Origin of the sequence: Pseudoalteromonas sp. MSK9-3 (assembly GCF_003590335.1) — a bacterium.
In the GTDB taxonomy this organism is placed as follows: domain Bacteria; phylum Pseudomonadota; class Gammaproteobacteria; order Enterobacterales; family Alteromonadaceae; genus Pseudoalteromonas.
This window is the reverse complement of record NZ_MIET01000046.1, coordinates 109195-134514: the sequence shown is the minus strand read 5'-3', so window position 1 is coordinate 134514 and position 25320 is coordinate 109195. Positions and strand designations below refer to the sequence as shown.

The 25320-nt window shown below is 40.2% G+C and carries 20 protein-coding genes; 10 read left to right on the top strand and 10 right to left on the bottom strand.

The features are described 5' to 3' along the window. The first annotated feature begins 59 nt into the window (after positions 1–59). The 5 genes from BGP78_RS19330 to BGP78_RS19310 all read left to right on the top strand — a co-directional run bounded on the left by BGP78_RS19330 (position 60) and on the right by BGP78_RS19310 (position 5835). Complete coding sequence (locus BGP78_RS19330) at positions 60–695, top strand: glutathione S-transferase family protein (protein WP_119862924.1); 636 nt, start codon at positions 60–62, stop codon at positions 693–695. 502 nt (positions 696–1197) lie between these two features. Next, positions 1198–2292: a cell division protein ZapE gene (gene zapE / locus BGP78_RS19325; protein ID WP_119862923.1), complete on the top strand. Its 1095-nt coding sequence runs from the start codon at positions 1198–1200 to the stop codon at positions 2290–2292. A gap of 249 nt (positions 2293–2541) precedes the next feature. Then, a complete protein-coding gene (locus tag BGP78_RS19320) occupies positions 2542–2937 on the top strand; it encodes a hypothetical protein (RefSeq protein ID WP_119862922.1) in 396 nt (131 codons plus the stop codon). A gap of 526 nt (positions 2938–3463) precedes the next feature. Next, on the top strand, positions 3464–5098 hold the full coding sequence (locus BGP78_RS19315) for a methyl-accepting chemotaxis protein (protein ID WP_119862921.1): 1635 nt from the start codon (positions 3464–3466) through the stop codon (positions 5096–5098). Positions 5099–5355: 257 nt separating this feature from the next. Then, a complete protein-coding gene (locus tag BGP78_RS19310) occupies positions 5356–5835 on the top strand; it encodes an NYN domain-containing protein (protein ID WP_119862920.1) in 480 nt (159 codons plus the stop codon). Positions 5836–5935: 100 nt separating this feature from the next. Here BGP78_RS19310 and BGP78_RS19305 read toward each other — a convergent pair whose 3' ends face one another. Continuing rightward, positions 5936–7243, bottom strand: coding sequence for a DEAD/DEAH box helicase (locus tag BGP78_RS19305; RefSeq protein ID WP_119862919.1), 1308 nt, complete (start codon positions 7241–7243; stop codon positions 5936–5938). Between the two features lie 56 nt (positions 7244–7299). Further along, positions 7300–8214: a 4-hydroxy-tetrahydrodipicolinate synthase gene (dapA, locus tag BGP78_RS19300; protein WP_119862918.1), complete on the bottom strand. Its 915-nt coding sequence runs from the start codon at positions 8212–8214 to the stop codon at positions 7300–7302. Positions 8215–8364: 150 nt separating this feature from the next. On the opposite strand from dapA, the gene BGP78_RS19295 reads away from it, so the two are divergent. Then, the gene (locus BGP78_RS19295; protein WP_119862917.1) at positions 8365–9018 is read left to right on the top strand and encodes a DUF6058 family natural product biosynthesis protein; all 654 of its coding nucleotides are present in this window, start codon (positions 8365–8367) and stop codon (positions 9016–9018) included. A 9-nt stretch (positions 9019–9027) separates the two neighbouring features. On the opposite strand, the gene BGP78_RS19290 is transcribed toward BGP78_RS19295, so the two are convergent. Further along, positions 9028–9285, bottom strand: a complete 258-nt coding sequence (locus tag BGP78_RS19290) for a hypothetical protein (protein WP_119862916.1) — start codon at positions 9283–9285, stop codon at positions 9028–9030. A gap of 190 nt (positions 9286–9475) precedes the next feature. On the opposite strand from BGP78_RS19290, the gene BGP78_RS19285 reads away from it, so the two are divergent. Beyond that, positions 9476–9727, top strand: coding sequence for a type B 50S ribosomal protein L31 (locus tag BGP78_RS19285; RefSeq protein WP_119862915.1), 252 nt, complete (start codon positions 9476–9478; stop codon positions 9725–9727). A gap of 10 nt (positions 9728–9737) precedes the next feature. Continuing rightward, positions 9738–9878 carry a type B 50S ribosomal protein L36 gene (gene ykgO / locus BGP78_RS19280; protein WP_010361844.1) on the top strand — a complete coding sequence of 47 codons (141 nt, stop codon included), beginning with the start codon at positions 9738–9740 and terminating at the stop codon, positions 9876–9878. A 71-nt stretch (positions 9879–9949) separates the two neighbouring features. On the opposite strand, the gene BGP78_RS19275 is transcribed toward ykgO, so the two are convergent. From BGP78_RS19275 to BGP78_RS19260, 4 genes are all read right to left on the bottom strand, one after another. Then, positions 9950–12034, bottom strand: coding sequence for a basic secretory protein-like protein (locus BGP78_RS19275; RefSeq protein WP_119862914.1), 2085 nt, complete (start codon positions 12032–12034; stop codon positions 9950–9952). An 18-nt stretch (positions 12035–12052) separates the two neighbouring features. Beyond that, on the bottom strand, positions 12053–14887 hold the full coding sequence (locus BGP78_RS19270; RefSeq protein ID WP_119862913.1) for a TonB-dependent receptor domain-containing protein: 2835 nt from the start codon (positions 14885–14887) through the stop codon (positions 12053–12055). 161 nt (positions 14888–15048) lie between these two features. Then, positions 15049–16494, bottom strand: coding sequence for a basic secretory protein-like protein (locus BGP78_RS19265; protein ID WP_119862912.1), 1446 nt, complete (start codon positions 16492–16494; stop codon positions 15049–15051). Between the two features lie 171 nt (positions 16495–16665). Beyond that, complete coding sequence (locus tag BGP78_RS19260) at positions 16666–17052, bottom strand: cytochrome b562 (protein ID WP_119862911.1); 387 nt, start codon at positions 17050–17052, stop codon at positions 16666–16668. Between the two features lie 154 nt (positions 17053–17206). On the opposite strand from BGP78_RS19260, the gene BGP78_RS19255 reads away from it, so the two are divergent. After that, entirely contained in the window at positions 17207–18259 is a 1053-nt protein-coding gene (locus tag BGP78_RS19255; RefSeq protein WP_119862910.1) for an ABC transporter substrate-binding protein, read from the top strand. A gap of 202 nt (positions 18260–18461) precedes the next feature. Beyond that, positions 18462–20081 (top strand): S8 family serine peptidase, encoded by a 1620-nt coding sequence (locus BGP78_RS19250; RefSeq protein WP_119862909.1) that lies wholly within the window; start codon positions 18462–18464, stop codon positions 20079–20081. Positions 20082–20155: 74 nt separating this feature from the next. Here BGP78_RS19250 and BGP78_RS19245 read toward each other — a convergent pair whose 3' ends face one another. From BGP78_RS19245 to BGP78_RS19235, 3 genes are all read right to left on the bottom strand, one after another. Further along, positions 20156–21121 (bottom strand): phosphotransferase, encoded by a 966-nt coding sequence (locus BGP78_RS19245; protein ID WP_119862908.1) that lies wholly within the window; start codon positions 21119–21121, stop codon positions 20156–20158. Between the two features lie 265 nt (positions 21122–21386). Next, on the bottom strand, positions 21387–23645 hold the full coding sequence (locus BGP78_RS19240; RefSeq protein WP_119862907.1) for an acyl-CoA dehydrogenase: 2259 nt from the start codon (positions 23643–23645) through the stop codon (positions 21387–21389). A gap of 252 nt (positions 23646–23897) precedes the next feature. Further along, on the bottom strand, positions 23898–24824 hold the full coding sequence (locus BGP78_RS19235; RefSeq protein ID WP_119862906.1) for a DMT family transporter: 927 nt from the start codon (positions 24822–24824) through the stop codon (positions 23898–23900). Positions 24825–25320: the final 496 nt, after the last annotated feature.

Genomic DNA, 25320 nt, shown 5'->3' with positions numbered 1-25320 from the left:
TGCCAAAAAAGGAGCTTAGGTTTCGTATGAAACATTTAGACAAATCACAAAGGTAATTTATGTATACACTTTTTTATTATCCTCGTAATGCCAGTCTCGCACCACACTTTGTTTTGAAAGCCTTAGATGTACCATTTCAACTTGAACTCGTTGACAGAAAAAAAATAGCACAAAAGTCAGCTCAGTACTTACGGTTAAACCCAACAGGACGGATCCCTACCTTAGTCGATGATGACTTTGTTCTGTGCGAAAGTGCTGCAATATGTTTGTACCTATGCGAGAAGCACTCAGAAAAAAATCTAATCCCAGATGCCCCCCAAGCTAAAGCTGAGTTTTACCAATGGTTGATGTACTTAACAAGTACACTACAAAATGAATTAATGGTGTATTTTTATCCCGAGCGACACACACAAAATGCAATTATGTATGACGACATCATCAAAACACAACAATCCAGAATAAGCGACGCGCTAGCAATCTTAGATCAAAAACTGGGTAACAATAGCTACCTAGTTAATGATCAATTTACTGTATGTGATTGCTATATGTTTATGCTTTGTATTTGGGCTGACGAAATAGCTAAGCCGCCGCTTAGCTTCACAAACTTAAACCGTTATTTAAAGAACCTTGCTAAACACCCTGCAATTGCAAGTGTCTGTGAATTCGAAGAAACAGACCTCACGATTTATAAATAACTTGAGATATATCCTAGGGAGTTGAAGCCAGCTCTCTTATATATAAACCCTTTCTTTGAAAGCTGTAACAACGGTGTATGAGCTTAAAACACATGCACCTGACAGGGTCACTGTGCGAGTACTTATGTCCCTTCCCTCTAACCTACAGTATTAGCGTCATCTAATGTATTCTAAGATCATTTACTCATAACAAGTCATGACAGTTTCCACACGCCTCTCATTGTATTCAATATAATGTAAAGTCTAGCGCGCATTAAAAATGCGCTCTGTATTACTAACCTAGCCCGTTGCACACCTACAATCTTGCGAAAACTTTAACTATAAAACAGCAACTTGAGGCAATATTATTTCGCTGATAGGTAAAAGTACAATCACCATTACACGCATAGGTACTTCAGCTTTACCATCCCCGCTTACTGTGGATGCCAACTTAATTCGTTTAGCTAGGTTAACGTCATTTAATATGCTCTAATGTCGTTAAATGATTTACTCCATAAGAAAAATGCGACAACAATATCAACACCTTATTCAAACTGGAAAACTTAAATATGATCCAGCGCAGCAAATGGCGCTCGATTACTTAGCCAATTTACAACACACCCTGTCCAACGGACACACAACTAAAGGTGCTTACTTATACGGACCAGTAGGACGCGGTAAGAGTATGTTGATGGATTTATTTTTCAGTACCTTGCGCAATACGCCAAAACAACGCCTTCATTTTCACCATTTTATGGCGGCAGTACATCAGGCTTTGAATACAATACAAGGTACGCAAGACCCTTTACGTGAAATTGCTAAAAGCTGGGCAATTAAAACGAAAGTTTTGTGTTTCGACGAGTTTTTTGTTTCTGACATTGGTGATGCCATGATCATGGCACGCTTATTTGATAACTTATTTGAATTTGGCGTAGTGCTTGTTGCGAATTCTAATTGTGAACCCGATACTCTCTACCGAAACGGGCTACAAAGAGACCGTTTTTTACCAACCATTTCACTCATTAATGAGCACTGCCAGGTTATCAGCGTTCATGGTCACGTTGATCATAGATTTAATCATGGGTTTAATCCCAAATACCTGTTTACTGGTGACGAAACGCCATTTAACGCAAAGTTACATGAACTGTTGGGCTCACATTTACCCACTAATACATCTTCTCAAAACATAACGATATGCAATCGAGAGATCGCCACATTAGGATTTAACGATAATGTTATTGCTTTCGATTTTACAGCGATATGTTCTGCTCCGCGTGCCACTACAGACTACATCGTGTTAGCAAAACGCTTTCCTGTTTTATTGATAAAAAACGCCCCCCAAATGGGCATGGAAGCAGTCGATACAATCACGGTACAAGGTATAGAAGATGGTTACAAACGAGCTCAAAGCCATACAACAGCGCATCAACTAGATGATGAAGCGCGGCGACTCATTGCGTTAGTCGATGAGTACTATGATCAAGGCTGTTTGATCATTCTACACTGCGAAGTCGAACTCCACTCTCTTTATGTAGGTAAGCAACTGGCATTTGAGTTTGAGCGAACCAAAAGCCGTTTAGTCGAAATGCAAAGCTGGTCGTTAGATGCACTAACGTAGCATCTGATGATGTTAGATAAACATACACAACAGGATAAGCAATTTCACCTTACTCATACGCATCACGAAAATTAGTCGACCCTTTTACCTCTAAGTTTAGGTCAAACGCTAAAGCTAACATTTCGACAATTAAAAAAGATCTAAAATGACTCATAAGCAAACGTGATAACATAACCTTTGCAGTAAAAAAGAATATGTTATACCATATGGTTATATAGCTAATATTATGCTTGTTGAAGAAAGGAAAACATGGCAATTTTTGATTTAAACACATATTCAAATAACACGCGTTTAATTGCATGTGTGGCAATATTTATCTCTATTACAGCTTGGGCAGTTGAATTAATGGGTGCTGTTTATGTATGCCCATACTGTCGAGTTCAACGCTCAGTTATCGGCATTTTAGGCATAATCCTTCTACTGCCTTTCGCTAGCCATTGGAGCGCCAAATATATGGCACTCATCATTGGATTATTTGGGGCTATCGTAGCGTCTAATCAGCACTTTATGGGCTGGAAGAAAATTTCTGCGGGTGAATTCTCATTTAACGCGAACCTAGCAATAGACCCATTTATTTTATCGGGTTTCGCTTTAATTATTACAATCGGGTTAGTCGCGTTAATAATGAGGCAAAAACCGTCATAAAATCAGGTCAATATTAAATCAGTGAAATGTATAGGCTTTCAAATGAGCCTTGTTTTTGCAAAAACAAGGCTCATTTTTACACTTCAGACTTAAAGCAGCAAATGGTAATAAAAAAGAACTACATGAGAAATTATATGATAATTCGCTATTAAATCAGTATCTAATGAAAATAGTGAAACACTCCAACTAATTATCAATAAAAACAGTAAGAAATACATATTTATGCATTAGAAGCCATTACAGTACCGATAAAATATCGCAATTACCTCTCAACATAAACCCATACTTTATAATTAAACGCTATTATTTCAATAGGCTCAACCCCCTTACTATTTACATTTTTTTACATTGCAGCAAAACCCATAATGAGATTGATTATCAATGACATAGTGTCGCCACACCCTGTAGAGCCTTAAGACATAAGAAGTTTACTCTTTCTTTGTACACATTAATGCGTACACTTCCCGCAAAATTTGACAGCGCTGTCTATTGCGTATTATTAAAGAAAATCTTGTTGTAGGTAACTATGTTAAAAGTGAATCACCTTTTAGGGCTACTGAGCGTCGCGAATAAGCTTAGACTGAGTATTGTATTAGCTAGCATCATCATTATCGGCATCCAGCTGACATCTGCTAATAAGTTAGAGGCCACAATGGTCGCTGAAAGAAAAGTTCAAGCTCAAAATCTTATTGGAGCTTTAAACTCTCAGTTAAACGCGATTAAGCAGGATCACACCCTCACCAAAGAACAACAGCAAAAACAAGCAAAAAAATTAATAAATGCAACGCGCTATGACCAATCCGGTTACTTTTTTATGTTTGACCTAAATGGCAATATGGTAAGCCATCCGATCAAACCAAAATTGAATGGTCAGTCAATGACATTACATTCAAAAGACTTTATTTCTTCGGCATTTAGAGACTTTGTTACTACCGCTAAACGTGATGGCGAAGGGTTTGTAGAATATCTGTGGCCTAAGCCAGGTTCAGTTGAGCAGGAAAATAAAACATCGTATATTTATCGTTTAAACCACTGGAATTGGGCCATAGGTACCGGTATCTATTTAACTGATGTACAGCAGGCTTATCAGGATATTCTCATTCGAATTATGATTGAGACATTACTTTATATCAGTTTATTGATCTTGTTATCTCATATTATTGCTAGAAATATTACTAAGCCATTGGCCAAATTAACGCGTACTATGGGTCAAATCACACAAAACAAAGACCTAACTATTCAGTTGAAAAACCATGGCAACGACGAGCTAACGGTCATGGCCAAAACGTTCAATAACATGAATCAGCACTTTAGAGATGTACTAAACAATATTAATGGCAATACCCATTCACTCGCGTCTCAAGCTGAAGAATTAGCCTGTGTAACCAACCAAATCCAAACAGGAATAAAACAACAGAATAATGATACAGAGTCAGTGCAAAATAAAATTTCCGCATTGAGTGAATCATCAGAGTCTGTGTATTCACAGACGCAATACGCACTAGAAACTGCACAAAACTCATCTAAATTAACCGATCAAGGTATCGAACATTTACAATCAAATATGGCAGCGATTGAAAAAGTCGCCGCCAGTGTATCGCAAGCTGAAAAAGCGGTGGCCGATCTGCAACAATCATCTACTGAGATTGGCGCTGTGCTAGATGTGATAAATAAAGTCGCTGAGCAAACTAATTTACTGGCGTTAAACGCCGCGATAGAAGCTGCTAGAGCCGGTGAGCAAGGTAGAGGCTTTGCTGTTGTTGCTGACGAAGTGAGAACACTTGCTATGCGCACACAGCAATCTACCGATGATATTCAAAATATCATCGCTAAACTGCATCAAGGAGTCTCTGCAACTGTCTCTGAAATGCTTACTTGCAAACGCGCTACAGAGCAAGGTTTAGAAACAGGGACTCTGTGTAATGACACACTGAAGAAAATAGATACCGCAGTGAAATCTCTTAGCGCAATTAATATTGAAATTGCCAACTCAGCCCAAGTGCAAACTCAAAATACCATCGATATTGCTAACAGCATGAGTGGCATTGCCCAAGTAGCAAGCCAAACAGAGACTGGTGCAGAACATACAAAAGCATCGAGCCACAACTTAAGTGAGATGTCACACCAATTAAATCACTTAGTGAGTGAATTTAAAGTCTAATTGAACATTCACTGTACTAAAAGTAAAGCGGCTTCGGGCCGCTTTACTCGCATCAATATAGCAAATCACAGAATGTTGCTCCGACTAAGCATCAAATAAAATATCTTAGTCATAGCAGCTCTACCACTTAAAGCTCTGCCACCTCTCATTATATTACCGCCTCTTAATGTAAAAGCCGTATATTCCTCTTACATGAGCAATAACATCTGTTACAGTAGCTGAATATATAAGAAAACAGTCACATAGAAAGCTCAATCATGAAAAAAATTGCTATTTTTGTTGATGTACAAAATATCTATTACACCTGTAAACAGTCCTTGGGCGGTAATTTTGATTACAATGCATTTTGGGCACAAGCAAAAGAGTATGGCCAAATAGAGCATGCCTACGCTTACGCAACATATCGCGGTGACGACAAACAAACTCAGTTTCAAAATATCTTGCGCGCGATAGGCTTTGATGTGAAGCTTAAACCCTATATACAACGTCAAGACGGTTCAAAAAAAGGGGATTGGGACGTAGGCATTACCATTGACATGATGGAGGCAGCCAAAACGGTCGATGAGATTATATTACTATCAGGTGATGGTGACTTTGCTATTTTACTGGCACATTTGCGCGACCACTATAACGTAAAAAGCACCGTATATGGGGCGACAAAACTAACCGCTAATTTATTGATTGAATCATGCGACGAGTTTATTCCTATTAACTCATCCTTGCTGCTATCGCGCTAAAACTTTACCCCGCACCAACAGCGTAATCAATTAACACGCTTTATAAAATAAAAAATAGCGGCAATTGAGCCGCTATTTTCAGAATCTTCAAAAGGCCTTATTACTTATCAAGTCCTAACTTTGTCCCTTTTACTTGCTTGCGGACATTGGCAATACGTGAGCGGTTTTTAGCACGCGCTTCACCACTTGCCTGATTACTAGGGCGGTTACTACGAGGTTGACGACGTTGATGTGATTGCTTTTTACTTAACTTTTTAATTAAGTTATCACGACTACTTACTTCATATCCTGGCAAGTAATAACGCTTGATCTGCTGCTCAATCAGCTCTTCAATATGCACCAAAACTTGCTCTTCTTCACGTGCCACAAATGAGATCGCTTGCCCTTCGTTACCCGCTCGCCCTGTTCGACCAATACGGTGAACATAATCTTCAGCCAAATACGGCAAGTCATAGTTAACAACACGTGGTAAGCCCTCAATATCAATACCTCGAGCAGCAACCTCTGTCGCAACTAACACTCGCACCTTGCCTTCTTTAAACTCACGTAATGCACGTCGACGAGCACCTTGTGTTTTATCGCCATGACAGACTATTGCAGGGATCCCATCAAGCATCAATTCGTTTACTAATTCATCCGCAACGTCCTTCATGTTTACAAACACAAGCACTTGCTGCCAGTTTTTCTTGCCTATCAATTCTGAAAGTAATTCTTGCTTACGAGATTGTTCAACAGGATATACAACATGACGAACCGTTTCTGCTGTGGTGTTCTCAGGGGTTACTTGTACATATTTAGGATGTCTTAGCACTGAACCAGCAAATTGCTTCATAGCTGGTGGAAAAGTGGCCGAAAACAATAAAATCTGTTTATCAGTATGCGTTAGCTCGATCACTTGTTGAATATCAGTGATGAATCCCATATCTAACATACGATCAGCTTCATCTAATACCAAGTGCTGAACATTTGCCAAACTAATGTTGCCTAGACGAATATGGTCAAGCAATCTGCCGGGTGTCGCAACAACAATATCGGCTCCTGCAGCCAGCTTGTCAGCTTGCCCGGTTGTATTTACTCCACCAAACAGCGATACGGTTTTTAGCTCTGTATACTGTGCAAATTCCTCACAGTTACGGCCTATCTGCTCCGCTAATTCACGCGTAGGCGCTAAAATTAATGCGCGTGGTGATTTGGATTGCGACCCATTATCTGCATCTAGCAGTTTTTGAATAACAGGTAATGCAAACGCTGCTGTTTTACCCGTGCCTGTTTGAGCCGTAGCTAAAACATCATGCCCTTTGCGCACGACGGGAATAGCAGCTTGTTGTATTGGGGTTAGGGTAGAAAAGTTTATTTCGTCGAGTGCTTTAAGCAACAAAGGAGAAAAACTAAAAGATTTGAAATTCATGAAAAAACCTGCGACCAATACTTAAGGGCCGCAGATTATACGTTATTTGTTACAACCTAACAAAGCTTTAATAGCGTTTCATCAATGATATTTGCCTTTCCACCGACGACATCGGCTTCATTAAGGGCATTTATAAGTTCAACCCCTTGCAACTGCTGCGCTTTACTCAGAGTAACATAAGGTAGACGTGATACAGGTTTAACTGCTCCCGTCATAATTAATGCGCTGTTGATTGCAATTGGATTCGGCTCACAAAACAGCCAGTTCATAAGGGGGGTTAATTGATCATTTAACGTCGGATTTTTTGCGTCCATTAATGTGCGAAATAGTTTAGGGATCAGATTTGAAGTTACTGAAATTACTCCGTGCGATTGATGTAAATGGCGGCCGTCATGCGCTTCATCGTCGTTACCAGACCAACACGCGATGCCTTTTGACTCATAGTGTGCAATGCGTTCATTGCCACCACACTCCTTTACACCGATAAAATTAACGTGCTTTGCTAGTGGCTCTATGATGTCAGGGGTCAAGTCTTGCCCCGTTCTACCTGGCACGTTATAAACAAATGCAGGGCCAAGATCTAGCAACCGCTCAAAATGAATTTTAACACCCGCCAGTGATGTACGGCCATAATACGGGTTAATTTGTAACGCTGCATCCATGCCTGAAGCAAAGCCATATTCCGTTGCTTTTATAGCCTCGCGCGTATTATTACTACCTGTATTGCCAACAATAACTAAGTCTTTCGAAAACTTATTGACGCTATGTGCGATGAGCATTAGGTGCTCTTCCCAGTTCATTAACTGGCCTTCACCTGTTGTTCCACCTACGATAATGCCATCAACGCCCGCACTGATTTGCGCTTCAACCAAGCGGTCATAGGCTGCTAAATCAATTTCACCAGACATGGTATAAGGTGTTTTTATCGCGGTAATAAGGCTTGCTTGTTTAATTGTTTGTATTGTTCGCATTCGATTTTAATTGGCATTGGATCAGTTGGGCTATGTTTTACCATAAATGGCCGTAATATCCGAGCAATTCACGATGCAATTTTTTACTTGAAATATTAAATTTTATCATCCACAATTGAATTACTGTATATTTATCCAGTCTATTGAACGATGAGCCTACTTAGCCACTTAAATACTTATTTTTATCGCGCTGAAGAACTATGCCAAGCGCTAAAGATTTCTGAAGAAACTTTATTAGAATGGCAAGAAAGCCGTATATTCCCAAAGCCCTCTTATAGTATTCAAAATAACATCAAATGTAGTTCTTACTTAGGGCTCTATGAATGCGAGGAGTTTACCGACTACTACCCAAGAGGTGGCGTACAATGGGGTCAAGACTTAATAAAATATAAAGTACAAAGCTCTTCTCAAGCTTACGAATTGTTTTATCAGCAATACACTCAAACTCTAGAGCGATGCCAACAACAAGCTTTGTATTGCCAAGACGCTCGTTTTGGTGATGATTTAGAGGACCAGATCCAGACCAGTTGGCAACAGTATCTATGCAGTAAATACGGGACAATCAGCCAAAATGGGTTAATTGAAGAAATTGTTTATATCGAACTGGGCAGAGCGATTGTCGATGAGCTAACCGAAGAACGCACAGCATCAAGCGTTGACATAACAGTGCGCCCACAATTACTTAAAGCACTAAAGCTATTAAATCGAGCTATAAGCCATCAAGCAAAGCATGAACAAAACCAATCATTGCGTGAACGTTATATCGATGCCCTAGTTATTAAATACGATTTAAGCGTAAAGTAATTATTTGCGCTAGGACTGCTCATAGTGCGCACGCATTACTTCAAACGCCTTCAGTACAGTAAGCTGCTCTTTACATAACGCATCGTACCAATTATCGAATTTTTCATCATCTTCTTGCTCGCTGAGCACCTGATATTCAGCGAGTAGCTCAATAATATCTGTATGAGTGCAACTTAAACTATCTAGTTGTGCACTCAATGCGGAGTGATCTTTATTTTTGAGTGTTGCGATTACACTGTTGTCTAGTTGGTCGTTATCCTGAGTCATAACTGTTCCCTTTTCTTGTTGTATCTATTAGTTATAACAGGCTGATACGGAATTGGTACCCCCTAAACAACCGTTTGCACAACATTCATGCGATCTGAGGAGAAATTGCAGGAGTCGCTATTAATTGTTGCAATTAATTCTTATTTAAAATAAAATTCGATACATTATAACAAAACATTACGGAGTTTTTATGAAGCCTGGGATCCACCCTGATTACCAACAAGTCGCTTTTCACGATACAGCTGCAGATAGCTACTTTGTTGTAGGCTCAACAATTAAAACTGACAGAACGATTGAACTAGAAGGTGTTACTTACCCTTATGTGCCAATTGATGTGTCTAGTGAATCTCACCCTTTCTATACTGGCAAGCAAAAAGCGGTTGCTAGTGATGGACGTGTTGCACAATTTAACCGCAGGTTTAAAAACTTAAGCGCAAAATAACGGAGGCTCTATGAAGGTACTTAGTTCACTAAAAAGCGCAAAAAATCGCCCTGGTTGTCAAGTAGTAAAAAGACGCGGTCGCGTATTTGTGATTTGTAAAACAAATCCACGCTTTAAAGCTGTACAAGGAAAAGGCGGCTCGAAAAAGTAACTTTATCTTGCCCTGACAAAAAACCTCTACCAAGTTAGTAGAGGTTTTTTATTATTAGCTCATTCAGCTATTTATTCTTCGCTCCATAACGCAATTTCACCTATTTGGATCAAACGACCACTATCACCACCAACCGCTTCTCCTGTGCGTGTATTATGAAAATCAATTCGATAGTGTATATATTCAGCGGTATTAGCAACATCAAACGTGTAGGTCGCACTCAACTCAGGTAAGTTTGAGAACTCTTGACTATCCAGCAGTGTCCATTGCTCACCATCGTTTGAGCCATACATATCCCAACTGCTTGGAAAACGTATTGCATTATCTTTGGCTGTTGCAATAGAATATTTTGACACTTTCGTTGCTTGCGCTAAAACAAAGTCGGTATGTACACTGTTTATTTGGGCAATAGGCAGTAAATCTGGAGCGTACTCAGCTACCCACCAAGGTGCTTCAATCAACGCATTGAACTTATTATTTATATTATTATCGACTAACTTGTCTGGCCCTTCACCCCAAATACCTATATGGGTTGCGTTTGTGTTTACTATTACCGACTCTAAAATTGCAATATTTTTAAACCCTGCCACAGGCGTAGGGAAAGGTGCGGTGATGCCTTTTTCATCTTTCAAGTATGCAATATACTCAGCAAATACTACTTCAATCCCTCGATCTGCACCAAATATATGCTTAAATGCCAAATCAAAGTCCCATTTATCAAGCTCATTTGCACTGGCATTAAAGCGCTTAATAAAATCGATACTCTTATTTGTATTAACGACCCACTCTAAAAAAAATGCGGTTTGGTTATACGCATCTTCATTATGGTCTTTTACCCAAGCAATATTAGGTCTCGCGTGCTCGTAGAATCCGGCTTCAATTCGGATGAAATTTGCCAGTGACTCTAAGTACGTATGATAGTCGTTACCTGCTTCATAACTCCCTGTTTTTGGTGTGTTATTATAACCATGTGTTAATTCATGCCAAAGTACCCCAAGAACTTCTCTTCTAATGGCTTCATCACCTTGACCTTCCAAGCTCGCTATATGGTTTAAGTCAAACATCAGTTCCATATGTTTATCACTCCCCCCCTTAGCGGCAGGGAAATCATACAGATCAGTAGTAAACTTCACTGACTCAAAAGTATTTATTTCGGTTACGTTGTTGAATAAACGCTTGGCAATTTTTAATGATATTTCTTGGATCACTGCTTCAAGGTCAGGAAATACCCGTTCAAGTGCTTTTTGACCTGCGTGCTCAGGTTTATTTTTTATAAAAGTAACACTTGGGTTTTCAAAACCTGCCCAAGGCTGTTGTTCATCCCACACCCGTATATAATCTTCCTTAATTAACGTTGACTCACCTTTGTCATTCGCCGCGATTAAGGTTACCGACTTAGCACCTAACGAGGAAAACTTAACCAATGGCGATCGCTCATTACTGGTTTGCGGCGTCCCACCTTCAAATGTCCATTGCCAACTGGTCGGGTTTACCAATGACTCGTCTTTAAAAACCACCAGCTCATCGACCGCTGGCGTCACATTTGTCGCTATAAACTCTACCAGTGGGACATCAGATACTACCATCAACTGCAATTCAGCAAGCTGTAAGATGTTACTGCCGTAGGAATCAGTCCCAGCATGTACCATTTCAAACTTGAAGTACTGAAATGCTTGTTCATTCTCAATAGAAAATGACCGCATTGAGCCACGTGATTCAAATACTTCGTCTGCGCGTGAATCTATTTCAATCCAGTCTTGTTTATCGTTGGAGCCATACACTACCCAGTTCTTAGGGTCTCTGTTCGGTTCATCAGCAGCCGATATAAAGTTATAACCTTTAAGCTCATATTCCTTAACTGCTGAAAAAATCACTGTTGCTTTGCTATCAAACGCTAAAAATTTAGTACCCGCCTTGCCATCAATTAGATTTTCAACCTGCTCACCTGCAGGTGAGTCATCAGTCCCGTCAGCCAATATGGCTTCAACTTTAGAGCCCGTATCGCCAACCATATTTCGCTGCGCTGAGTCATTAACAACGGTTTGCACTGGTGTTTCTTCACTGCTGCGCGTAGAAGTAAAACCTGATCCATCATTACAGCCCGTTAATGCCACACACACAGCAAATGTTACTGCTGAATATTTTAAATTAAACATATTAGTCACCTGTTATTATTAGAATTGGTAAGTTAATCTTGCACTAAACTCTCGGCCAATGCTGTCGTAGCGACCGCCATGATAAAATGGATAATTACTGAATGTTTCGTCTTGAGGTGGCATCGCATTGAGTAAGTTTTTAACGGTGAATATCAAACGCGTATCGTCATTAATATGATGCCCCAGCGTCACATTGTGCTTTATCCATGCAGGTAACTTTTGACGCTCACCGTATACAGCGTTATTCCACATTTTTCCTTTATATAGCATTAACCAACTCACCGATGTATCGCCACTTTCCCACGTGGCAGAGAGAGAGCCTAATTCTTTAAAGTCACGGTTATTTTGGTCATCTAAGATATCAACTAATGGGTCTTCTGCACGGATCCGCTCTTTCTTTTTCAACACACGATTATAATCCGCCTTATAGCGGAACGTTCCAAAAACCGTGTCAAATGTACCCCGTATGCCAAGATCTATCCCCGCATCTTGACGTTCAGCAGCATTAATATAACCCTCTTGTATCGTGTGAGGTGTATAAGCTAACCCTGATATTGCATTACCTAGTCGGTCAATTCCTTGGCCATTTTCATCATATCGCTTAACTCTTTCACGCATATTGCCACACAGCTCGGAGTCACTATTCTCCCCTCCGCTTTCGCATAACCAGAGTTTGTCTAGGATATAACTTGAATCAAGCCTCTTAATTTTGTCTTTAATTTTTATCGAGTAAAAATCGATATTGAATGACAGTTCATCTGCGTACTCATAAACAATACCGGCGGTAAACGAACTTCCCGTTTCTTCTTTTAGCGTCAGATCACCCGCTGATAATGTTTCAAAACCGGTTTGTAGGCTGCTCATATTGGCACTGGTTAAATCTAACTGGCCTGTTTCACAAGTATGAGATAGCGCATCCGTATTATACCCATCGACTTGTTGCGTGCTTTGTAGCGTTCGACATGCATCAGCGGTGATCCTATCGTTTAAGGTAGCATAATTACCACTGAACCCTTGGTAGAGTGAAGACATATCAGGGCCTCTAAAGGTTGTCCCATAGGCACTCCTGATCACAACTTGCTCAATCGGTTTATATGTCAAACCTAACTGCGACGTCATTGCCCCACCCACTTGGCTTTCATCATCATAGTAATCATATCGCACTGCTGCTTCAGCACTTAATTCGGATGTAATTGGAACTAAGAACTCAAAGGCAGCGGCATATCTATCTCGCTCTCCATCGGTGATCACGCCAGTTAGACCAACAAATTGTTTATTTAATATTCTATCGTCGGGTGTGGCTCTCGTGCCCTCTCGCATTACTTCAACATACGCTGAAAACTGAACTGCCCCCGCCGATAATTCGAATAAGTCTCCAGATATATCTGCCGTTACACTGTCATTAAACGAATTACCATCATACGTTGACCAGTCCATAAACTGCATCACACTATCTGGTGTAGCGCCTGCAAAGAACAGTTTATAATTCGGACGATACACATCCATTCCATTCACTTCACCAAGCTTTTCTCCTTTGATAAACTGATTTCCTGCAACGGTATGTGATAAATACCTATCAGCAAAATCGTAGTTAGCGTGGCTGTAACCCACAGAGTAGTAAAACTCACCAACCTCACCTTTTACGCCAAAATTAAATGACATCGACTCATCGTTAAAGGTGCGCCCTAAACCGTCATCGGTATATTCATCATCTGATAGTACTCGCCACATATACTTTACTGGAGCGCCATATCCCCCATCACTGTTTTGAATATCAGGGTCCCAAAAATTCCCCCCGTGGAATGAACCTAAATGGCCCCATAAAAACGGATTACGTCGGCCTTTTTTATCTTGCTGAATATAAAATCCATTCGCAAATAGTGCCGTGGTCTCAGACAGTTCATATTCAGAATTCAAATACACACTGTAAGTTTCACTTTCATTGCGTAATAACTTATCACCCGTTTCATCCCATCCACAGCTCGGCCCATAATTACTGCGCTTAATGAAGTGCTGGGTAGCTTGTGGGTGTGGGTTATCATCAGTATTACAATATTGCTCTGAATACTGATTTCGATACTCGGTATTTTCAGCCCAAACTGTAATGGAGCGGTTAACTTCACGGTTCGAGTCAGGGTCTGGGTTATCCCAAACACTATCGTGATAAGGCCTATCACTTGATAGTAGCGCATCTTCTTTTTTGTATTCTAAAGCGTAATCAAAGGTGAAATTGTCTTTTTTCATTCCACCGACAAATGTCAAAGACTTTTTATCACCCTTACCATAGGTATCTTGGCCAAACTTCGCATCTATAAAGTGCCCATCAATTCCTTTCTTAGTTATGATATTTACAACACCCGCCATTGCATCTGAGCCGTAAATCGCTGACGCTCCACCGGTTTGAATATCAATCCTTTCAACCATCGCTGTTGGGATCATATCTAAGTTTACAAAGTTTGTTTGTCCACCAAATGGCATCGGATAGTAAGCTAGTCGTTTACCATTAACCAAAATTAGGGTGTATTCTGGTCCTAACCCTCTTAAATTTAATTCTTTGGCTCCGGGAGTATAAGAGCCTGTTTCGACTTCACCTAATACAGCACCACCTGCTGCAACTGATCCCATCAAAGCATCGTACACAGAATCAAAGCCATTACGTACCATGTCGGAAGAACTGATCGTATGTACGTTGATTGCCCCTTCAATATCAACACGTTTAATTCTCGATGATGTAACTTCAACTCGTTCTATTTTTTTTACTTCTTGAGCTGCCAAGGCGAGGCTTGAGTTAGTGCAAATGACAGCTAAAGCCATTGCAATTGGTGACAACCTTATTAATTTATTATTATTCATATTTCATCCGCTGACGTATATTGTTATTGTGAAATTAGAACGTTCCAATTACCGTTTAAAAAAATACTGCTAACTAGCTATTTGTTTAATACGCACAAAAGGAACGTTCCAATTATTGGTGGTAGACGGTATCCTGTCAATGTATTTTCTTCAACAATAAATTACATACTATTCAAAGACTGTTGATATTCAGACCACAACAAGTCTACATCTTTACCTGTTACGTGCTTTATTGCTTTATCAAAGCGCCACTTTTCAAGCTCAATGGCTGTTTTATTAAATCGATATGCAAAATTATTATGTTCTTTGCTCAACCAATATAGAAAGAATCCAGTATTTGTGTAACCCCCTAGATAGCTTTGCGATGGCTTAGGTGACCTTGTTTTGTGAAACCCGGCTTGTATTCTAATTAAATCAGCCATACCCTCAATAAAAGCGTGCGCACCAGCATCATCATAACCTACGGATTTTGGAAAGTGCTGATATCCATGAGTCAACTCATGCCATAAAACACCCAATAGCTCATATCTCACATCTTCATCAGGTTTGCCTGCTAATTTCTCTGTAATATATTTTGAGCTAAAGGCAATTTCCATATTAGTATCATCACCAGCTCGATAAGCGATGGTATCCATCCATTTTAAGGTAAATGTTACTTGTTCAAAATCAGGTAATTCAGCAAAATTTTTATATAGCAGGGGTGCTAGATCTCTAGTCACTCTATCAATTGTCTGCGCTATGTTTGGAAATAATCGGAGCAACCTCTTTGCGCCAGCCGACTCTGAATCTTCAATAACCACTTTTACTTTTGGTGTTGTGTGCCCTACCCAAGGCTTTGACTTGTCGAATACTTTTATCACATTGTTACGGATAACCCAGTCTTCACCAAACGTATTTATTGCCTGCAGTGACACTGAATAACTACCAGGCTTTGAAAAATATGCCTTCGCTTTATTGCCCGCTTCAAACAGGGTAGCACCGGGGATACTCCATATTAGTTTACTCGGATCATTAGCTACATTAGCGTAAATATCAATAGGTTGATTAATTGTAGTCACCGATTGGCTGACACTAAAATCCGCTATCGGCAAATGGGTATCAGAGATAAGGGCAAAGTTAGCAAGTTGCAAATAGCTATCCCCCCACACCGTTGTCCCCTCTTGTTTCATATCTAGCTTAAATCGGCTGAATGACTGACTATCACTGACTTGAAATCTAAGAGACTGACCGCGTTTTGAAAACGTAATGTTATTTCGTTTATCAAGTTCATACCACGACTCTCCCTCATTTGACCCAAATAAAACCCAATTTTTTGGGTCTCGCTTTGGCGCATCAAGTGCCGACGTTAATACATACTCATAAACTCGCTTTGGGCGCTCAAACTGGATAGATACCCAACTTTGGCTGTACTTTGATATGTATTTACTTTGCAAGGATATATCGAATAGTTTATCAACGCCTTCATTTTCTATATAAGTTGGATACTGCGTGTTAACCGTGAACGGGTCTTTTTTGGTCATATCATACAACACGAGATCATTCGCTAATATGGCAGGCGATGCCAGTATCACCAGTGTCGTGAATAAGGTTTTTTTTAGGTATGTCATGGACTCTCCAAATAAATGCAAACACCATTATTGGATCGTTCCTATTAAAAAATCAAGAACAGCACGATATATTTTAAAAGCCTCGTCTCTTTAGTGAAACTGAATGCGGACAGGAAAAAATAAGGGAAGGTGATGTTTACAACACAAAGCACCACCTTACAAGTTTACTAATTAGCCAAATATAAGTTGCCAAATGCTCGGGGGTTCATGGAGTTTATGATACTCTTTTCTCAATGAATCTATTTTCTTTAACTCACTTTGTGCTCTTTTCATATCGCCGTTTTTGGCCAACTGCCTAGCTCGTTCAATCGTATCTAATACTTTTTGCAAACCTTCTAACGACTGAGTTTTCAATTCAGGTTTAAAAGTTTCTTTTGTCGCTTCAAGTGAATAACGCGACAGTGATTCTAATGAAGATAGTAGTTCCTGCTTATTAGTCGCTTGCACTGCCTGTTTATAACTCAGCCCTATATTTTTCATCGTGACCGATAGCTCGCTCGTCTCTTGTGCAAAAACAGTTATCGACAGAAAAAATAATAAAAATAGTGTATTACGCATTGCCCTACTTATAACGCCCTTATATATGTTGCCGTAGTATACCGAAAATAGCGCGATTAAACATTTATTTGCCCTGTAAAGGAGGTTTATGAATTAGCCTCAAAAATGCAAATATGTGTCATACTTAAGATAAGTTTAATTTTATGAATTCCCTATGAAATTGCCAATTATCATACTCTTCGCATTGCTGGTTTTTATTGCGCCTCAATCTCATTCGCAAACGAAAGTAACATTTATCAATCCTGGTTACGCCCACAGTAATCCTACAGGCGACTTTTGGCTCAATGTTACCTTATTTATGCAAGCCGCAGCTGATGATCTAAATATAAACCTAACAGTGCAATACGCTGATAGGAATCATATTATTATGAAGCAACTGGTTCGTGAAGCGCTACAAGATACGGACAGCTATTTAATCTTAGTCGACGAAAAGTCTGTGATAGCACATACCCTTATAAACTCCACTCATATTCACCCTGCGATCATTTTTTTACTTAACCAACCGACCCAAGCACAAACCAAAAGGCTGGTGAAAAAAGGATATGGTATTTTGGGTAGTTTATTGCCTGATAACTTTCAAGCAGGGAAATTACTTGCGAAGAAGTTGGTGTCGCTCATTGATAAGCCACATCGGCGTTATAAAAATGAAATGATTGCTTTGTTAGGCGAGACTGCAACCCTTGCGGCTCAACAACGTGAACAAGGCTTGCTTAATTATTCAAATCGCGAACCACATCTTAACTTAAAGCAAAGAGTGGCTGCAAACTGGTCCTATGATGAAGCATTTCAACTTACTCCCGGCTTACTAAAACGTTTTCCAGACACAAAGCTCATATGGAGTGCCAACGATGCGATGGCTTTTGGAGCTGCAGCAGCGCTTACAGAACTCGGGTTGCGAGAAAAAATTAAAGTTGGCGGCGTTAATTGGGACCAAAAACAAAGTACACACTTAGATACCTCCATTGGCGGCCATGTCACACTGGGCGGTCTTGCGATGATAAAAGTCTTTGAACATAACCAACCGGAGTCAATGTCAGTAGGTGATAATATATACCCTATATTCACTGTGTATAGCGAAAAATATGCACCAATCTACAATGCGATACACAACAAAAATATTGATGATATAGATTTCAGCCGTTTCACCGCCATGAATAAAGCGCCACTGGAATACAATCTTGACGCTTTAAATAGCTTTTTTAAATAACGTATAAAATTCACATAACTTTAATTAATTAAATTAAATAGCCGTAAAAACCATCATCAAGTTCATTTAAAAGCCAAAAATCGTCTATTTTTTGGCTTTTATTTCCATAAAAACATTGTTGTATAAAACACACAAAATTGACACCACTCAAATTACCTGTTTTATTTACAGCCGTTAACAACATGTAACTAAGGTAATAACAATGAAAAATATGGTTTCAACAAGCTTAAAAATGACAGCGCTATCAGCATGTATTTGTGCATCTTTAGCAACACACGCACAAGATACACAACGTGTTATCGTCACTCTAAAGTCACAATCAGTGAATGCTTCACTACCGGTGAAAATGTCTGATGCTGAAATGACGTCTTTCAAACAACAAACTTTAACGAGTTTTGCTACGTCAATGAATTCGGCGCCTATTTCAACGTTACCAAGCGTGAATGGTTTTGTGGCAGAAGTAACCCCAGAGCAAATGACATTACTTGCTGAAAGCGATGATGTTGCTCATGTTGAAATAGATCCAAAGCGTTATCTAATGGCGGAATCTACGCCATATGGTATTGGTATGGTTCAAGCTAACCAACTTGCTGATAATATGAGTGGCAACCGTAAGGTATGTATCATGGATACAGGTTACACACTTAACCACCCTGATTTACCAAGCACTGGTATTACTGGTAATGACGGCTACGGCAGTAACAACACAGGTAACTGGTATAACGACGGTAACGGTCATGGAACACATGTAGCAGGTACAATCGCTGCGGTTGGTGGCAATGGTCAAGGTGTTGTTGGTGTAAACCCATCAGGTCAACTTGGACTTCATATTGTTAAAGTATTCAACGACCAAGGCCGTTGGGCATATGGTTCTGACTTAATTAAAGCCATTGAGCAATGTGAAGCTGCGGGCGCAAATGTTACTAGCATGAGTTTAGGTGGCAGTGGCAGCTCAACCGCTGAAAGAAATGCTTTCCAAGCAAGCTACAATCGCGGTGTTTTACATATTGCAGCAGCGGGTAATGGTGGTAATAGCAGTTTAAGTTACCCAGCTTCATACGATGATGTTGTATCTGTTGCGGCTGTCGATAGTGGCGAAAGAAAGGCATCTTTCTCTCAATACAATAGTCAAGTCGAAATTGCAGGACCAGGTGTGGGCGTAAACTCTACTTGGAACAATAACGGATATAAAAGTATCAGTGGTACATCAATGGCAACACCTCACGTTTCAGGTGTAGCTGCATTAGTCTGGAGCCACTATCCACAGTGTAGTAACAAGCAGATCCGTAACGTTCTTAATATCACAGCTAAAGATAAAGGCGCTGCTGGGAAAGATACATCATATGGTTACGGTATTGTTCAAGCAAAAGCTGCATATGACTATATTGCACAAAATGGCTGTGCTGATGACCCAGTCTTAACGCCAGTTGCAAACTTCACAAGCAGTGCATCAGGCCTAAATGTGCGCTTCAGCAACACATCACGTAACGCACAAAGCTATAGCTGGAGTTTTGGTGATGGTTCAAGTAGCTCTGCGGCATCTCCAAGTCACACTTATGCAGCAGCTGGTAGCTATCAAGTTACTCTAACAGCAACTGGTGCTAACCAGAAAACATCATCTAAAACAGCAACAGTTACTGTGACTGACGGGTCAACTGGTGGAGGTTGTCAAGGATTAGAAGCATGGAATGAAACAACATATTACCGTGTAGGCGACAAAGTATCTTACAACAACAGAGAGTACCAAGCATCTTGGTGGTCAAAAGGTGCTCAACCAGACGTATTCTCAAACGTGTGGACTCGCGGTGCAAACTGTAACTAAGCATAGTTTTTAAACATCAAAGGCACCAAATTATATCCGGTGCCTTTATGTTCATAATTCATATCTAATCGCTGTCATATTAATTCAGACATAACCGCGGTTACCTGGCGCTTCATATACTTATTTATCTTAAAATGGTTCGGTTTCCAGCCAAGTAAAAACCGATAGAAGTCCGACCAAATAATGGGCCATGCGCTTCGCCAATGGAGTTCAATCTCTCTAATTACATCACTGCCATACCTGATTTTAAGGGCTGAATGTAATTCACTAAAATATAGTGCTAACAACGGTTCCTCATATACATGCTGTTGCTCCGAGTTAAATACACTGGTAAATAACAGCATAATGTCTTGAAGCCCAATCCCCTTGCCAACATACTGAAAATCATAACCCATCACGGTCTTCTGCTTAATAGCAAAATTAGCCTGTTTCGCATCGCCATGGATCAAAGTCCGGTATTTTTGACTCACCAACCTGTTATCGAGTTCAACCGCATAACCTTTAATATCTCCTTGGGGCATTTTTTCATATTCGTCAGGGCGAGTTGCTAAATGCCAATAACCCCCTTGCTCCCAAAGTTTTGTGTGTTCTGGTTCGAGTTCTAGTTCAATATCACACCATAAAAATGTCGCGTGAAATCTTGCCAGCCAAGCAACTATATGGCCTATCGCTTCAAGGTCTACACCCTCAACAGCATGAAACCCTTGAGTTGTAAAATCTTTGAACACCAGTATATTCTCTGAGCCGCACGCTTCAGCCCATAACAATTCCGGTGTTGCCGTGAAACAGGGTAAACGTGGTGCATATAGCTGGTAGAAATGCCTTTCTACACGATAAGACTTGGCTTTTCGCGCTTTAGCAAACACACTTTGGTTAATATTAGGATGTTCGAGAATATCGGGCACCGATGAATACTTAATAACGGCGCGCTGGTTATCAAGGTCTGCTTTTATGACTTCACCACACCCGCTCCAAAGTGCGCGTGGCTCGTCATTAAATGTGACGCTATCAAATTGTGTATTGAGGCTTTCTAATAACATAGTCAAATTGTTCCTATTATTTTCGCCACCCTAGCATGCAATTTAAAACTAATCACGGCCTTCCTCCCCCTATTTACTTGCCCCAACCTATGTTTTCTAGTCACGATAATAACGACTGTCAGTGCCAAATATTAAGACATTAAAAGTTCAACTCTGACCATTTAAACCATGATTCAATCATTTTTTAATAAAAAAAACCTCGATATCAACTATCGAGGTTTTTAATCATTAAGTGCCATGTATATCGGCACTTAGGCATTGTTGACTAGCTTGCTTGCTGCACTTTGGCGACTTTATCAACGGGCTGCGCATTATCATCTAGTAAATTCATATCAAAATCGAATTCATCTACCCGAATCGCTTTTTCGCGCTTTTTATTGTAATCAATTAGCTGTGCATACTCTGTCGCATTTATTAGGTTGGCTGCAAGTGCATTGTCTAGCGTTTGAGAAAAACGCACACCAGCTTTAATCTCTTTTTTACGCAATGCTTTTTTAACCTTTGCCAATAAATCTAAGCAAGCGAGTTTTGCTTTAAATGCTTGCTCGTTTATATCGTGTCCGTCACCCGGACTTGGTTTTACTAAATGCGTTAGCTGTGCTTTAAAGGCGGTATCTTGCTGTGCAACCTTCGCTAATTCTCGGACCATATCATCTGAAATAGCTGGCATCTTATGACGGAATTGCAGCGTAATTGTACGCATTAATTTCCGCGTACCAGATGCAGGGAAGTTATCTAAAAACTTGTGAAGCGCCTCTTCTGCTTTTTGTAGTGACCAACGCGTTGCGTAATGAAAATAAGGGGCCGCTGATTGTCTATCGCTAATCGCTACTTTTTGCTCATAGTACTTGATTGATGCCATTGCGCCATATAAGTGGCTCATCACATCGCCCAGTCTCGCCGATAACATTTCTGCCTGTTTTAGCTTTCCGCCCAATACCAACAATGAGAAGTCTGCATAAACAGCCAGTCTAGCCGACAGTTGATGTACCGCTTTTTCATATTGTTGTACTTCTGGTAACGCTGATTTACTGCCTGCGGTGAACGGCAATAGACCCAAACCAAATGCACGGAAGCTGTTAGCAACGCTGTAGCCCACCGTCTTCGTTAAAATTTTATTGAACGTTTTATCGGCTGACTTATCGTCACTATGAATAGATTCAACCATCGACTGCAAATACGGGTGACAACGCATAACACCTTGACCGAATATCATCAGATTACGCGTCAATATATTCGCGCCTTCTACCGTAATGGCAATCGGTTGTGCAACATAACCACTCGCCAACGTATTCTGAGGACCATTTTGTATCGCTTTACCTGCCTGAATATCCATTGCTGAATCGAGCACATCACGGCCAACTTCCGTCATATGATACTTAGCAATTGCTGTAACTACTGACGGTTTCAAACCCATTCCAAGCCCTTCGGTCGTCAATACGCGCATTGACTCTTGTAGGTAGGTTTTACCCGCAATATCAGCAAGCTTTTCTTGAATACCCTCAAACTGGCCGATTGATAAGCCAAACTGTTCTCGCACTGCTGCGTATTCTGATGCTGATTTGAATGCAACCTGACTGGTTGATACACCCAATGCCGGTAGCGATATTCCGCGTCCCGCCCCTAAGCAACTTACGAGCATTTGCCAGCCTCGGCCAATATTCTGTTGACCACCAATGATAAACTCCATAGGAATGAAAACTTTATCACCTCTGGTTGTACCATTGTAAAAGCGGATACCCATTGGATCATGGCGATTGCCTAATTCTACACCTGGGTGCGTTTTAGGGATAAGCGCACATGTAATGCCTAAGTGTTCTTTGCCACCGAGTATCCCTTGTGGATCTTCCACTTTAAATGCCAGACCCAGTACAGTCGCAATAGGGGCAAGCGTAATGTAACGTTTGTCCCAGGTTACTTCCATACCGACCACTTCTTTGCCTTCAAACATGCCTTTAGTGACAATACCTCGGTCAGGAATGCCCCCTGCATCAGAGCCCGCTTCTGGGCTTGTTAAAGCAAAGCATGGGATCTCCCTGCCGTTTGCGAGTCTCGGTAAATAATGCGCCTGCTGCTCTTTTGTGCCGTAATGTAACAATAACTCACCAGGGCCTAGCGAATTTGGCACCATGACCGTTACGGCAACAGCTGAAGACTTTGTCGCAATTGTCCCTACAATCGTTGAATTGGCATAAGGACTAAATTCTAACCCACCAAATTCTTTTGGAATGATCAGTGAAAAAAAGCGCTCTTTCTTTAAGAAGTCCAAAATATGTTCTGGCAAATGTTTACTATTCTGAATTACAGAATCGTCAACCATTGCCATTAATTCTTTTACTGGGCCGTCTAAAAAGGCCTGCTCTTCACTTGAAAGCTTTGCTTCGGGCACAGCTCTAAGTGCGTCAAAATCGGGTTTACCCTGATAAATTGACCCTTCTAACCAAACATCCCCTGCATCTAAGGCTTCTTGTTCAGTGACTGAAATACTTGGTAATACTTTTTTTAATTGTGTTCTTAAGCTCATAATCAACTCATCCGACCAGCTACATATAACTACATTACGGCATAAAAATGAGATTAGATCAAATACTCAATTAAGTTTTTAACGGCTTTGCAGCTATGAAATCGACAAATTTCAGCTTAATGTCAATAAAATCAAGTTATTAAGTTTTAAGTATCAAATTTTTGCAATTTAGCCTAATTTAGGAAATTGACGGTGCGCAGCGATAAATAGGCATTGAATAGTTTATTCCAAGCAAATAAACCGATAAATCATCTACTGCTTTTTTAAATCTACCTGTCGCCATTTAAACCAATGATGACGCCAACTAACAATATCAGTGCGCAGACGTGAAACTACATTGCCTAAACAGATAAGTACCAGTCCCATACTCGCATTTAAGCTCCAAACATATCCTTCAAATATGCTCGACATAGCCAAAGCAATGACCGGGGTACAAACTAAAATATAGGCTGCATTACTCGCACCAATACGATTAACTAATACTAAAAATGCAGTAAAACCGAGTACTGAAGCAGGGATAGCTAAATACAATAAACTACTGATATACAACATGGTGAACTCAAAATTGAAACTTAATTCTTTTAAAAATATGACAATAAGTAGGCATGCACATCCATATGCCATTGCATAGCAGGTTGCTGTGAAAGGGAGGATCCCTTTGTTTGTATTTTTAACACTCAACATGTTTCCGATTGAAAAGCACCATGTACCAACCAATGAGTAAAACACACCGTAAAATGTAGCGAGTGACAATTGCAAAGCAGATAGCTCATTCGCAAATAAAAAACCGATGCCAGCCAACCCAAAAAACATACCGAAAAGGAAATTCAACGTGATCGATTCGCCAAAAAATAGTCGACTGTGAATACTATTAAACAGTGGCGTGGTTGCCATAAGTAAAGCAACTAACCCACTTGGTATATAAGCAGTAGCTTCATAAAATGCGATGAAGTTAAAGCAAAATAGACTTGCACCTTGTAGCGCAAACCAAATATGATTTTGATAAGACGTAGATTGTAATAACTTTAATAACTTGCCTGCAACTAGCATGATCACAGCAGCAATACAAAACCGATACAGTATCGACACTTCCAAAGCCACATTGCCGTGCTGCCATTTAATTGCAATCCAAGACAATCCCCAGATACACACCAATAAAACATATAGAATGAGTGACATTACAGACTCCTAGTAAATAGTGTTACCCAGTATCTATGGTGAACCAACTCTGATATCTCACGTTGTTGCCGTCGTTAACACGATCTTGCGGTTATTATCTTCACCTGAAATCGTCACTCATTGCGAGTATAAAATACTTACGATAAGCTAAATCATAAAATTAGATAGCTTATCGATTAGTGTGATGCCAAACAAAAACCTTCATGTGAGTTTTGAACAATCTAAAAAGCGGTGTGTGCGACACACGTTGCTGAGTAATGAAGTGTCATGGTCACATTATAAAAATCAGTATGAACGCCTGTACTATCAAAACCAACAACAACACACGCTAAGTATGTATCTCAATGGCGGGTATGAAACACATCGTACTGATGTCCATTCAACTAATGGGGCTCCAGGACGATTTTGTCTGATGCCACAGGATAGCGAAAGCTGCTGGTAAATTGGCGTTCATCAAGAGTTTGTTCATCTCTACTTTAGTGATAACCACCTCAAA